Source organism: Rhodococcus sp. NPDC077669 (assembly GCF_040686915.1).
GTDB lineage: Bacteria > Actinomycetota > Actinomycetes > Mycobacteriales > Mycobacteriaceae > Rhodococcoides > Rhodococcoides fascians.
On sequence record NZ_JBFBMD010000001.1, the window covers coordinates 46,494 to 59,459 of the forward strand.

The following is a 12,966-nucleotide window of genomic DNA, read 5'->3' on the forward strand; positions in this document are numbered from 1 at the left end:
AACAAGAAGCGCAATCAATCGAAAGGGTACGCGTGGCCACTCAGACTTTGACTCAGCAGAATTTCGACGAGATCGTCACCAGCAACGACGTGGTGTTGGTCGACTTCTGGGCCTCCTGGTGCGGTCCGTGCCGCCAGTTCGCGCCGACGTTCGAGAAGTCTTCCGACGCGCACCCGGACATCGTGCACGCCAAGGTCGACACCGAAGCCGAACAGGGCTTGGCCGCTGCAGCGCAGATCCAGTCGATCCCGACGATCATGGCCTTCCGCGAGGGCATCCTGGTCTACGCCCAGCCCGGCGCATTGCCCGCTCCGGCGCTCGAAGACCTCGTCGGCCAGATCAAGGCACTCGACATGGACGTCGTCCGTCAGCAGATCGCCGAGCAGGCACCCGCAGCGGAGTAATTCCCTCACAGCACAAAAACGAAGGGCCGTTCACCGAATCCGGTGAGCGGCCCTTCGCTGTGCCATGGCCCGATTCAGTGAGCTGCGGCATCCCAGCTGCGACCGGTACCGACCGACACCTCGAGGGGCACCGACAATTCGATGGCCGACGACATCTTGTTACGCACCAACGCCTCGACTTCCTCGCGCTCGGAGTCGACGACCTCGAGTACCAGTTCGTCGTGCACCTGCAACAGCATGCGCGACTTCAAGGTCGACTCCGCCAGAGACTTGTGCACGTCGATCATCGCTACCTTGATGATGTCTGCGGCAGTGCCCTGAATCGGAGCGTTGAGTGCCGCGCGCTCGGCGACCTCGCGACGCTGACGATTGTCGCTGTTGAGATCTGGGAGGTAACGACGACGGCCGTACAGCGTCGAGGTGTAGCCCACCTTTCGGGCTTCCTCGACCGCGTTGCGCAGGTAGTCGCGCACGCCGCCGAAGCGAGCGAAGTACGCCTCCATCTGCTGCTTGGCTTCGTCGGTGGAGATCTTCAACTGCGCGGCGAGGCCGAACGCGCTGAGTCCGTAGGCGAGGCCGTACGACATGGCCTTGACTCGACGGCGTAGTTCCGGGGTGACCTCGTCGATCGGTACGCCGAACGCGCGCGAACCGACGAAGCTGTGCAGGTCCTCACCGGTGTTGAACGCTTCGATCAGCCCCTCGTCACCGGATACGTGCGCCATGATGCGCATCTCGATCTGGCTGTAATCGGCGGTGAGCAGGGTGTCGTAGCCGGCACCGACCACAAAGCCGTCGCGGATGTGGCGACCCGCCTCGTTCCGCACCGGGATGTTCTGCAGGTTCGGTTCGGTCGACGACAGTCGTCCGGTGGCCGCGACGGTCTGATTGAACGTGGTGTGAATGCGGCCGTCGTCGGCGACAGACTTGAGCAGGCCGTCCACCGTCACCTTCATCCGTGTGGCATCACGGTGATCGAGCAGGAACTTCAGGAACGGATGCTCGGTCTTCTCGAACAGCCCCTGAAGAGCATCGGCGTCGGTGGTGTACCCGGTCTTGGTCTTCTTGGTCTTGGGCATGTCGAGTTCCTCGAACAGCACCACCTGCAGCTGTTTGGGCGATCCGAGATTTATCTGCTTGTCGATCACGCCGTACGCGGAGTTCGCGGCCTCGTCGACCTGCGCAGCAAAACCCGATTGCAGCGAGCGCAGGTGATCGCCGTCCACTGCGATGCCCGTCGCTTCGATATCGGCAAGCACTGTCAGCAGCGGCAGTTCCATCTCCGAGAGCAGAGTGGTCGACTCGATTGCCGCGAGTTCCGCGTCCAGGGCGTCGGCGAGATCGATGACCGCCCTTGCCTTGAGAATTTCGCCCTCGGCGAATGCCGCGTCAGCGGTGTCCTCGGCGTCGAGAAGCGACATCTGCCCCTCGCCGGCATCTTCGACGCGTAGTTCGCGCTTGAGGTAGCGCAGCGACAAGTCGTCGAGGTTGAAAGACCGCTGACCGGGCCGGACGAGATACGCCGCGAGCGCGGTATCGGTCGTCAACCCACCGAGCGTCCATCCTCGACCACGAACAGCGTGCAGTGCCCACTTCGCCTCGTGCAGAGCTTTGGGTCGATCCGCATCGGCGAACCACGCGGCCAGAGCGCGTTCGTCGGATTCGTCGAGAGCCGTCGTGGTGACGAAGGCGCCCTCGCCGTCTGCTGCCGCGATGGCCACCGAGGTCGCGTCGCTGTCGTACGGCCTGCGCGGTCCGAGGATGGATACCCCGCTACGCCGACCGTCGGACGCGTGCTCGTCCAGCCACGCCGCCAACTCCCCTGGCGCGACGATGCCGCCCCGAACGTCGAACCCTTCTTCTGCCTCGGGCTCGACCGAGGCGAGTGTCTCGAACAGTCGATCCCGCAGGATGCGAAACTCCAGATCGTCGAACAGGGCGTGGATCTTCTCGCGATCCCACGGGGCCAGCTCGAGTTGATCGGGCGTGAAGGGCAACGGCACGTCGCGCACCATCTCGGTGAGCTCGCGGTTGAGCACCACACTCGACAGGTTGGCCCGCAATGCGTCGCCCACCTTGCCCTTAACCTTGTCGACATTGTCGACGAGGGCGGTGAGCGACCCGTATTCGATGATCCACTTGGTCGCCGTCTTCTCCCCGACGCCGGGAATGCCGGGAAGGTTGTCGCTCGGATCTCCGCGCAGAGCTGCGAAGTCCGGGTACTGCGACGGCGTCAGACCGTATTTGGTGGCGACCTCGTCCGGGGTGAATCGCGTCAGGTCCGAGACACCCTTGCGGGGATAGAGCACCGTGACGTTGTCGGTGACCAGCTGCAGTGCGTCACGATCGCCGGTGACCACGAGGACGCGATAGCCCAGCGCCTCGGCTTGCGTGACCAGAGTGGCGATGATGTCGTCGGCTTCGAACCCTGCCTCGGCCATCACGGGAATGCCCATGGCACCGAGCACATCCTTGGTGATGTCCACCTGGCCCGCGAACTCGTCCGGCGTCTTGCTGCGGTTCGCCTTGTATTCGGGGAAGCGCTCGGCCCGGAACGTTTGCCGTGACACGTCGAAGGCGGCGGCGATGTGCGTCGGCTTCTCGTCCCGCAACAGGTTGATCAGCATCGAGGTGAACCCGTACACGGCATTGGTGGACTGACCGCTCGTGGTCTTGAAATTGTCCGCCGGCAACGCGAAGAAGGCACGGAAGGCCATCGAGTGACCGTCGATGAGGAGCAGCGTCGGACGCTCTTCGGCTGACTTCGCATCGGTCCGGGCTGCGGGTGCTGCACTTTTGTCGGTTACTGGGCTCACGGTTGACCAGTCTAGGTAGCGGGTCCGACATCACGTAGCCGGATGCGGGCACCGCGACGCAATCGCCGCGGCACCGATCTCCCGCAGCGCGAAACACAACCGATACTTTCCGGAAATCTCAGTTGCCGATTTTGCGTCGTTTCAACGGATAGAGTCCGACAATTGCAGTAAATCCCCATCCCGTGACTCAACGACAACCGTCCGGAGGACGTGCGTGGCTCCAAATGTTCGATGGACCAGAAAGGTGCAACCACCGAGGTTGCGCGCAAGATCTGCAGTTCGCGTCTTCCAGCGAACACTCCTACTCGCCATCCTGAGTTCCATTGCGGCGCTGCTGTTCAGTGCGCCTGCGTTGGCGCAGGAACCTACCCCCACTCCCCCGGCGGCGCCGGGAACCAGTGCCGAACAGGCATCGCCCGCAGACGCCGTCAGCGTCGCGGGATCGCTCAACAACGGTGGAGAACGCCTCGAAGGTGTCGACGTTGCGGCGCTCGACGCGTCGGGCAGCGAAGTGGCCCGCACCACCAGCGAGACCGGCGGACGCTGGACTCTCGAATTGTCGCCTGGCACATACACATTCCAGGTGGTCCAGGAAACGCTCCCCGACGGGGTGAGCGTGCAGGGCGAGGTCGAGCGCGACGTGCAGGCCGGTCGCTCGAACACCGTCATCTTCTCCTTCGGTGAGGCCAGGACCGCGACCAGCACCCCGTTCTACGAGAAGTTCGTGCGCACCACGGTCGACGGCTTCCGCTTCGGTCTGGTCATCGCGCTCGCGGCGGTCGGTCTGAGCTTGATCTTCGGAACGACGGGCTTGACCAACTTCGCACACGGCGAACTCGTGACGCTCGGAGCCGTCGCGGCGTGGTTCTTCAATGTGAGCCTCGGGATACAACTGATCCCGGCCACCGTGCTGGCGATCATCGTCGGAGTCGCGATCGGCTGGCTCAACAACGCCCTGATCTGGCGGCCGTTGCGTAAACGTCGAACCGGCCTGATCGCTCAGCTGGTGGTCACGATCGGACTCGCCATTGCGCTGCGCTACCTCATCCTGATCTTCTTCTCCGACCGCTCGGAGCCATTCGACGACTACCAGGCTCAGACCGAGAACGACTGGGGCCCGCTGTCGATCACCAACGTCAACCTCGCCTGCATCGTCATCAGCGTCGTCGTCCTCATCGGCGTCGCACTGATGTTGCAGCGCACCAAGATCGGTAAAGCCATGCGTGCGGTGGCCGACAACCGTGATCTGGCTGCCTCGTCGGGTATCAACGTCGAGCGCGTCGTGACGTTCGTGTGGTGCCTCGGTGGCGGCCTGGCCGCCCTCGGCGGCGTGCTGTTCGGGCTCTCCGAACTCGGCGGCCGCGTGCAATGGGAGATGGGCTTCAAACTCCTACTGCTCATGTTCGCCGGAATCACGCTCGGCGGACTCGGCACGGCCTACGGCGCATTCCTCGGTTGCGTCATCGTGGGTCTGCTCGTGCAGTGGTCGACGTTGGTCATCAATCCCGACCTCAAATACATCGGAGGGTTGCTCGTCTTGATTCTCATCCTCGTCGTCCGTCCTCAGGGCATCCTCGGCTCGCGACAAAGGATCGGGTGATCTGCACATGGATATCATCGGCGCACTTCAGATCTCTCTTGCTCAGCTGGTCGGCCCGTCGGCCATCTTCTACGCACTGCTCGCCATCGGCCTGAACCTGCACTTCGGCTACGCCGGCCTGCTCAACTTCGGCCAGATCGGCTTCGCCCTGCTCGGCGGCTACGGCGTCGGCATCACCACGATCACCTACGAGCAGCCACTGTGGCTCGGCATTCTGGTCGGTCTCGCTGCGGCCGGCCTGCTGGCTCTGGTGCTCGGCATTCCGACCCTGCGATTGCGAGCGGATTATCTCGCCATCGTGACGATCGCCGCATCGGAAATCCTGCGACTGGTATTCCGCTCCACGGCAACCGATTCGGTGACCAAATCCACCAACGGCATCACCGGATTCGCAGCTCCGTTCACCAACCTCAGCCCGTTCGAGGGTGGAAAGACGTACAGCTTCATCGGCGTTCGGTTCCTGGGTAACGACCTGTGGGCCATGCTCGTCGGCTGGACGTTGGTACTGCTGCTGTGCGGGGTCGTATACCTGCTGACACACAGCCCGTGGGGTCGCGTTCTCAAGGCGGTTCGTGAAGACGAGGACGCTGCCCGGTCGCTGGGTAAGAACGTGTTCGTCTACAAGATGCAGGCACTCGTTCTCGGCGGCGTGATCGGCGGTATGGGCGGGGTGTTCAACGCACTGCAGACGCAGTCGATCAACCCCGACTTCTATTCGACCGCGCAGACGTTCTTCGCGTTCGGCGCTCTCATTCTCGGTGGTGCCGCAACGGTGTTCGGCCCCGTGATCGGCGCAATGCTGTTCTGGTTCCTGCTGTCCATTCCCGACGCGATTCTGCGGCAACTGATCTCGGGCGACGATCCGGTGCTCAACCTCACCGGTGCCCAGGTCGGTGCCACCCGATTCGTACTCCTGGGAATTCTGATCGCCGTGCTGATGGTGTTCAGACCCCAGGGCATTCTCGGCAACAAGCGAGAGGTTCAACTCAATGCCTGACCCGAGCACCGGTGCCGCCGCAGATGCGACACCGAGCAAGAAAGCCAGCACACCCGAAGCACGTGCGGCCAAAGCACTGTCGAGCGATCAGCGTGCCAGTCTGTTCGCCGGCGTCGCCAACGAGCCCGGGGCAGCCAAACCCGACGCGACATTGGTGGTCGACGGGGTCTCGCGTACCTTCGGCGGCCTCAAGGCCGTCGACGTGGCGCACCTCGAGATCCAGCGCGGATGCATCACCGGTCTGATCGGACCGAACGGCGCGGGTAAGACCACACTGTTCAACCTGCTCACCGGATTCGACCGACCCGACACCGGAACGTGGTCGATGGACGGTCAGGAACTCGGCCGGATGCACCCACATCAGGTGGCACGCAAAGGCGTCGTGCGCACCTTCCAGTTGACGAAGGCACTGTCGAAACTGACTGTGCTGGACAACGTTCGACTGGGGGCGACGGGCCAACGCGGCGAGCGCATGATCAACACGTTCATGCCGTGGACGTGGAAAGCACAGGAGCGTCAGATCACCGAACGCGCCTATGAACTGCTGGGGCGCTTCAAACTCGACGCCAAGGCCGACGATCTGGCCGGCTCGTTGTCGGGTGGCCAGCGCAAACTCCTGGAGATGGCGCGAGCGTTGATGACCGATCCGTCGGTCGTCATGCTCGACGAGCCGATGGCCGGAGTCAATCCCGCTCTCACGCAATCGCTTCTGGGCCACATCAAATCGCTGCGCGACGACGGCATGACAGTGGTGTTCGTCGAACACGACATGGATGTCATCCGCGACATCAGCGACTGGGTGGTGGTAATGGCTCAGGGCAGCATCATCGCCGAGTCCACCCCGGAAGAGCTCTCCAACAACGGTGCCGTCGTCGATGCCTATCTCGGTAGCCATCACGATCAAGCACTCGAATTCGATGCCGACGGCAATCCCGTCGGAGCTACCGCCGAACTGGCCGAGGCATTGAAGCAAGCCGAGGTGGAGGAACTGCAAGCAGGAGGCGATCTTTCGGAACCGGAGTTCGTCAGCCCCGCAGCCACCGACACTGCTGCGGGCGGCTCGCACCGAGCCAAGGAGGACAACTGATGAGCGAACGAACTCTGACGCCGGCCGAGTTCGCGGCCACGCCGGGCGAGCATGCGCGTCTGGCCGAAGGAGCGTTGCTGCGCGCCGACGGTCTGGTTGCCGGGTACATCCCCGGTGTGAACATCCTCAGTGAGTGCAACTTCTTTCTGAACGACGGTGAGATCGTTGGCATCATCGGACCCAACGGTGCCGGTAAGTCGACTCTGCTCAAGACGTTGTTCGGCCTCGTGGCGGTCCGCGAGGGCAGTGTGAAGCTGCGCGGTGACAACATCACCTCCGCCGAGGCGCACGTTCTGGTGACCAAGGGCGTCGGATACGTGCCCCAGACGCAGAACGTGTTCCCATCGCTCACGATCGAGGAAAACCTCGAGATGGGAATCTATCTGCGGCCCAAGAAGTTCGGTGAGCGGTTCGACTTCGTCAGCGAGTTGTTCCCACTGCTCGGCGAACGCAAGAAGGTCAAGGCAGGTGCACTGTCGGGCGGTGAGCGCCAGATGGTGGCGATGGGGCGGGCCCTGATGATGGAACCGTCGGTGCTGCTGCTCGACGAACCGTCGGCAGGCTTGTCGCCGATGTTCCAGGACGAGGTCTTCATCCGCTGCAAGAAGATCAACGCGGCGGGCGTCTCGATCATCATGGTCGAGCAGAATGCCCGCCGCTGCCTGCAGATCTGCGACCGCGGCTATGTTCTCGATCAAGGTCGCAACGCCTACACCGATACCGGGCCGGCGTTGATGAACGATCCCAAGGTGATCGAGCTCTACCTCGGCACTCTCGCGGGAAGCAAAGAAAAGAAGGCCTGACCTTCTCGGCAGGAAGCCCCGACTCGACATAGTTCGAGTCGGGGCTTTCTCGTACCTGCGCCATAGGTACCCAACGTGGTGTATTCGAACGACTCCGGGCCCGAGTCCTGATGTCAGGACTCGGGCCCGGAGGCTGTGCAGCAGCTACAGATCACTCACCGACGACGATGTATCCGTCCGTCGTCAGCTTGTTGTCCGGTCCGAAGACCAGGTTGCCGTAGGAACCGGTGGCGGGCTCGCCTGCGTCACTGAAGTTCAGCGCGCCGGTGACTCCGTCGTAGTCGATATCGGTGCCGGCCTTGACGAGTGGGAGGCACTCGGCGAAGGTCGTGCACTTCGTGCCGTCCTTGGTGATGCTGTTGATGTTGGCAGCGATGTCGGTGCCTGCCGTCGACTTCGCCTGCTCGGCTGCCAGCGCCGAGATGACGACCGCGTCGTAGGACTCACCGGCGTAGTTGAAGTCGACCAATGCCGGATCCACGCCCTTGAGTCGGTCCTGGAACGCGGTGCCGACGTCGGTCAGCGGGGTGGTGCCGCGCATCTTGTCGAGCAGGCCTGCAGCGACCGACTCACCGAGTGCGTTGCCCATGTTGCCGTCGACGCCGTAGACCAACGTGCCGTCGGACGGTCCGATGCCGATCTCGTGCATACGGGTGATGATCTTCGCGGACTCCTCGAAGCCGATGATGGCGACGGCATCCGGGTTGAAGTTCTTCACGCCGTCGACCTCGGCGTTGAACGACTGTGCGTTCGGGTCGTAGATCGTGGTCTGGATCTGGTCTGCCGCGATGCCGGCCTCTTCGAGGTTGTCGGCGGTGTTCTTGGCCAGGCCCGTTCCATAGGGGTCGTTGAGAGCCAGGATGGCCACGCGCTGCGCGCCGTCCTCGGCGATCAGCTGCGAGAGTGCCTGTGCCTGCAGCACATCGGTGGGCGCGGTACGGAAGTACTGGCCCTTGTCCGGGTAGCAGACGAACTGGTCGGAGGTGTTGGCAGGCGAGAACTGCACGACACCCGCGCTGGCGATCTTGTCGATGACCTTGAGCGACACCGAGGACGACGCCGCACCGACGATGACGTTCGAGCCGCCGGCGAGCAGACGGTCGACCGTGGTGTTGGCGGTGTCGGTGGTGGTGTCGCCCGAGTCACCGGGGATGAGCGTGACGGGCTGGTCGAGGACGCCGCCCGCACCGTTGACATCGTTGACGGCCAGCTGGACACCGGCGACCTCGGGTGGTCCGAGGAAGGCCAGGGTGCCGGTCTCGGGAAGGAGGGTTCCTACCACCAGCGGCGACGTGTCGGGAGTGGATCCGGCGGTGGCCTGCTCAGGAGTGCAGTCGGTGGAGACGGTCGTTTCCGCGGCCGACGTGCCGCCGCTGGCGCTGGTGGAGTCGGTCGAGCCCGAGTCGACGCTCGACGAACAGCCGAACAGTGCGAGCGAGGTGACGCTCAGCACTGCAGCCGTGCGGACATAGGTCCGAATTGCCATCTAGGTTCTCCTTGAAATTGCTCGTCGTTGAAGCTCACCTGAGTTACATGTGGCTCACGTGTGAACCAGACGCTAATGCTCGAAACCGGTTCGCAAGGCCTAGAACGACGCTCGTGACCTGACTGTGACCTAAGAGGTCGAAGTTTTACGTGGCCGTAGCTTTCCGCGGGCCGATCAGCTCTCTGCCACAGGGTTGTTCGCCGGAGTACCGAGTGTTTCGATCACGACCTCGGCTACCGCCTTCATCGTCGTGCGTCGGTCCATCGCGGCACGCTGAATCCACTTGAACGCCTGCGGTTCCGTCAGCGATTGCGACTCCATCAGGACGCCCTTGGCCTTCTCGATCAACTTGCGGGTCTCGAGTCGATCCTGAAGATCGGCGATCTCCGATTCGAGCGCAGAGATCTCGCCGAACCGGCTCGCGGCCAACTCGACTGCAGGCATCAGATCGGCCTTGGTGAACGGTTTGACCAGATAGGCCATGGCACCCGCATCGCGCGCCTTCTCCACGAGCTCTCGCTGACTGAACGCTGTGAGAATCACCACCGGCGCGATCCGCTTCTCCGCGATCTCGGAGGCCGCGTCGATGCCGTCACGACGCGGCATCTTCACGTCCATGATCACCAGATCCGGTCGAAGTTCGACAGCCAGTTCCACAGCCTGCTGACCGTCCGCGGCCTCACCGACCACGTCGTAACCCTCTTCGCGGAGCATCTCCACCAGGTCGAGACGAATCAGGGATTCGTCTTCCGCGACCACCACCCGCAGCGCAGGCTTGCCAGTACCGTGCGTATCAGGAGCATTCATCTGTACCGGTCTCCTTCGACAGTCGTCGCCCCTCAGGGGCATCGAGCAACTGAAGGGTACCGGTGCACGGGGCCGAAAGCGCATCTTCTACACTCGTCAATCGTTGCTTGAAAGACGCCAGCCCTCGTATCCCAATTGGCAGAGGAAACGGATTCAAAACCCGTCCAGTGTGAGTTCGAGTCTCACCGAGGGCACCACAGCACGATCGACCGGCCGCGACAGCGGTCGGGTCCACCCCCGATCACGCCTACAGTGGGGTGATGTACATACCCAGCAGTCTTCGTTGCCATGACACCAGCGCGGGCAAATTGTGCGCGCAGAAGGTCGACCACCGTTTCGGAGATTCCGCGGACCAGTCCGCTCAGTGGGTCTACTACACCTGCAGCGCCGACTCCGCCCACGAAACCGGTTACGTCGACCGCCTGGTCACCGCCTGAATCATGTTCGTAGAGCGCGCCTTTGTCCACGCCGACGATGTGGGATCGGAGTGGCCCTTCACCGTTCCCGCTGTCGCCGACCTCGCGCGCGAGGGACTCGAGTTTCTCGCACCGGTCACAATTCTGGTGGGCGACAACGGTTCCGGTAAGTCGACTCTCGTCGAGGCAATCGCAGAGCGTTTCGGCATCGACGCCCGCGGGGGTCGGGCAGCGCAGAAGTCTCGTCGACTGGACGAGGTGACGAGCGTCCTCGGCGAGGTGCTCGAACTCGAGACCACGCCACGAGGCGCGCGCATGCTGCGGGGTCCGCGCGAGCAGAAGCGGGGATTCTTCCTGCGCGCCGAGACTGCATTCGAGATGGCCGAGAACCTCGGCGGCATGCCGGGCTTCTGGGACGAGAACACCGCCGAAATGAGCCACGGTGAGGGCTTTCTCACCATGTTCGGTGCGATGTTGGCCGAACCGGGCTTCTATGTGCTGGACGAACCGGAGTCGGCCCTGTCGTTCACCGCGTGCCTGAACCTGGTCGCGCTGATGTCCCACTTGGGCGAGGAGGGGGCGCAGCTCGTCTGTGCCACGCATTCACCGATCCTGGCTTCGACACCCGGTGCGGACATCGTCGAAGTGGGTGAACACGGTCTGCGCCGAAGCACCTGGGACGAACTCGAATTGGTCCAGCACTGGCGGCGATATCTCGACGATCCGAACGTGTATCTCCGTCATCTACTCGACTGAACCGGCACCAACGCCACGTCCCGACGACGACGCACACTCCCCGGAGAGACTCCCATCGCCCGTTTGAACGCTTTGCCGAATGCTGCCTCCGACAAATAGCCACTGCGCCTGGCCAATTCGGCCAGCACCACGTCCTCGGACCGCAATGTGTCGTACGCGACCTGCATCCGCCACGTCGCCAGGTAACTCATCACCGAATCGCCGACCAATGCGGTGAATCGAGCCGAGAACGCCGAACGTGACATGTGTGCACTCGACGCCAGGGCCGCAACGGTCCATCGCTCGTGGGGATTTCGATGAATGCGAGCCAGCGCGCCCCCGATGCGCTCGTCCTGCAACGCTCCCAGCCAACCGGACTGCGCGCTCGGAGTGTCCGCAATCCATGACCTCAACGCCTGAATCACCAGAACGTCGGAAAGCCTCGTGATCACTGCCTCTCCCCCGGGCTCGAGCGATCGTGCCTCGTCGGCCACCATCGCGAGGACGGTCTGCATACGTGTGCGCCGCCGTTCGCTGTCTGCGTCGATCACGATCAGCGCCGGCAACAAACGAAGAAGCTGCTGCGCCGCAGGATGATCCATCCGGACGGCCCCGCAGACCAACACGGTGTCGGGTCCGCTCGCATCGCACTGGGCGATCACCGCGTACCGGTCGCTGACGTAGTCGTGTGGCACCTCGTACACGCTGGTCGCGTCGCCGACAGACTCGATGTCGGCCGCCAATACGTGCCCACGCCCGTGGGGAACCAAGGCGAAGTCGCCGGGAACGAGCTCCCGCGTCGACTCCCCGGGGACCGACAGCACACACGACCCGTCGACCACGGTGTGGAACCACACAGCGTCGTCCATCGCGGGCAGGGCCAGCCCCCACGAGCCACTCATCTCGGAACGCACGTAGAAGGACCCGGTCATTCGGAGGAAATGCAAAGCCTCACCGAGCGGATCGGGTGACTTCCAGGGGTCGGCTCCACGCACCGGACAATTGTCCCCCACGGCCGGGACGATCGGACATGAATTCGAGCCCTGCGCGCATTGTCCATCCACCCGTGACGCGGAAAGGTCGGAAGCGCACGACGAATCCCCGGGAAGGAAAACCGATGATCGACAAGATCTCCTCGATCGCCACCCTGGTCGCAGCAGTCGGATGCGGCCTCGTCGCGGGCGTCATGCTCGCGTTCTCGGTCAGTGTTCTTCCTGGCCTGGCGTCGTTACCGGTGCCCGACGCGATCGCCGCGATGCAGAGATCGAACGCCGCGATCCTCAACCCACTGTTTCTGACGCTGTTCGTCGGTACGGCGTTGACCTGTTCTCTCGCAACCGTTCTCGCGATCACCACGGAGGGTGGGCGATCGACCTGGGTCGGCGCGGGAGCAGCGCTCTACGTGGTGGGCTGCTTCGTGGTCACGGTGGCGTTCAACGTCCCACTCAACGATGCATTGGCAGCGGTGGATCCGGCGAGTCCGTCGGGAGCCGACATGTGGCAGTCGTTCACGTCGAACTGGACGCGGTGGAACACCGTCCGGATCATCTCGTCGACGGCGGCGTGCGCCGTGCTGATCCTCGGTCAGGGCAGATCCGCGCTGGGCTGATCGGACTCACCGTCCTGGTGACGCCTGCGAATCTCGTCCTCGAAGCGGGCGATGAGATGATCGGTATCGGCAGTGGACACATCTCGCGCGCCTTCGTCCATCGCGGCGTCGCGTCCTCTGCGCAAGGCGGCGAGTTCGGCTTCGAGTTCGTTGTTGTCGAGTACGCGTGGATCCAACATCTCTCCATTGTGGTCCCACCCGAGTGC

13 protein-coding genes and 1 tRNA gene are annotated in these 12,966 nt (G+C 63.4%); 9 read left to right on the plus strand and 5 right to left on the minus strand.

From position 1 onward, the window contains the following. Positions 1-32: 32 nt before the first annotated feature. The gene (gene trxA / locus AB0P23_RS00200; protein WP_027497260.1) at positions 33-404 is read left to right on the plus strand and encodes a thioredoxin; all 372 of its coding nucleotides are present in this window, start codon (positions 33-35) and stop codon (positions 402-404) included. Between the two features lie 74 nt (positions 405-478). On the opposite strand, the gene polA is transcribed toward trxA, so the two are convergent. After that, positions 479-3,220, minus strand: coding sequence for a DNA polymerase I (polA, locus tag AB0P23_RS00205; RefSeq protein ID WP_032374320.1), 2,742 nt, complete (start codon positions 3,218-3,220; stop codon positions 479-481). A 259-nt stretch (positions 3,221-3,479) separates the two neighbouring features. Here polA and AB0P23_RS00210 point away from each other — a divergent pair, with 259 nt between their 5' ends. From AB0P23_RS00210 to AB0P23_RS00225, 4 genes are read left to right on the plus strand one after another with little or no spacing between them, the layout of a single operon-like run. Continuing rightward, the gene (locus AB0P23_RS00210) at positions 3,480-4,820 is read left to right on the plus strand and encodes a branched-chain amino acid ABC transporter permease (protein ID WP_206498128.1); all 1,341 of its coding nucleotides are present in this window, start codon (positions 3,480-3,482) and stop codon (positions 4,818-4,820) included. A gap of 7 nt (positions 4,821-4,827) precedes the next feature. Continuing rightward, entirely contained in the window at positions 4,828-5,817 is a 990-nt protein-coding gene (locus AB0P23_RS00215; protein WP_027497263.1) for a branched-chain amino acid ABC transporter permease, read from the plus strand. Further along, a complete protein-coding gene (locus AB0P23_RS00220) occupies positions 5,810-6,904 on the plus strand; it encodes an ABC transporter ATP-binding protein (RefSeq protein WP_032400014.1) in 1,095 nt (364 codons plus the stop codon). The genes AB0P23_RS00215 and AB0P23_RS00220 overlap by 8 nt, the downstream gene beginning before the upstream one ends. Continuing rightward, positions 6,904-7,707 carry an ABC transporter ATP-binding protein gene (locus AB0P23_RS00225; RefSeq protein ID WP_094717881.1) on the plus strand — a complete coding sequence of 268 codons (804 nt, stop codon included), beginning with the start codon at positions 6,904-6,906 and terminating at the stop codon, positions 7,705-7,707. The genes AB0P23_RS00220 and AB0P23_RS00225 overlap by 1 nt, the downstream gene beginning before the upstream one ends. A gap of 151 nt (positions 7,708-7,858) precedes the next feature. Here AB0P23_RS00225 and AB0P23_RS00230 read toward each other — a convergent pair whose 3' ends face one another. Next, complete coding sequence (locus AB0P23_RS00230) at positions 7,859-9,193, minus strand: ABC transporter substrate-binding protein (RefSeq protein ID WP_363796537.1); 1,335 nt, start codon at positions 9,191-9,193, stop codon at positions 7,859-7,861. A 174-nt stretch (positions 9,194-9,367) separates the two neighbouring features. After that, positions 9,368-10,000 (minus strand): ANTAR domain-containing response regulator, encoded by a 633-nt coding sequence (locus AB0P23_RS00235; protein WP_027497267.1) that lies wholly within the window; start codon positions 9,998-10,000, stop codon positions 9,368-9,370. 120 nt (positions 10,001-10,120) lie between these two features. On the opposite strand from AB0P23_RS00235, the gene AB0P23_RS00240 reads away from it, so the two are divergent. The 3 genes from AB0P23_RS00240 to AB0P23_RS00250 all read left to right on the plus strand — a co-directional run bounded on the left by AB0P23_RS00240 (position 10,121) and on the right by AB0P23_RS00250 (position 11,172). After that, a tRNA-Leu gene (locus AB0P23_RS00240) sits at positions 10,121-10,197 on the plus strand. Positions 10,198-10,260: 63 nt separating this feature from the next. After that, positions 10,261-10,437, plus strand: coding sequence for a hypothetical protein (locus AB0P23_RS00245; protein WP_165430221.1), 177 nt, complete (start codon positions 10,261-10,263; stop codon positions 10,435-10,437). Between the two features lie 3 nt (positions 10,438-10,440). Then, the gene (locus tag AB0P23_RS00250; protein ID WP_032400010.1) at positions 10,441-11,172 is read left to right on the plus strand and encodes an AAA family ATPase; all 732 of its coding nucleotides are present in this window, start codon (positions 10,441-10,443) and stop codon (positions 11,170-11,172) included. On the opposite strand, the gene AB0P23_RS00255 is transcribed toward AB0P23_RS00250, so the two are convergent. Continuing rightward, positions 11,157-12,146 carry an AraC family transcriptional regulator gene (locus tag AB0P23_RS00255; protein WP_206498129.1) on the minus strand — a complete coding sequence of 330 codons (990 nt, stop codon included), beginning with the start codon at positions 12,144-12,146 and terminating at the stop codon, positions 11,157-11,159. The two genes, AB0P23_RS00250 and AB0P23_RS00255, sit on opposite strands and share 16 nt — an antisense overlap. Before the next feature lie 122 nt (positions 12,147-12,268). Between AB0P23_RS00255 and AB0P23_RS00260 the strand changes: the two genes are divergently transcribed. Next, positions 12,269-12,760, plus strand: coding sequence for an anthrone oxygenase family protein (locus tag AB0P23_RS00260; protein ID WP_032400008.1), 492 nt, complete (start codon positions 12,269-12,271; stop codon positions 12,758-12,760). On the opposite strand, the gene AB0P23_RS00265 is transcribed toward AB0P23_RS00260, so the two are convergent. After that, a complete protein-coding gene (locus AB0P23_RS00265; RefSeq protein WP_027497271.1) occupies positions 12,736-12,939 on the minus strand; it encodes a hypothetical protein in 204 nt (67 codons plus the stop codon). The two genes, AB0P23_RS00260 and AB0P23_RS00265, sit on opposite strands and share 25 nt — an antisense overlap. Positions 12,940-12,966: the final 27 nt, after the last annotated feature.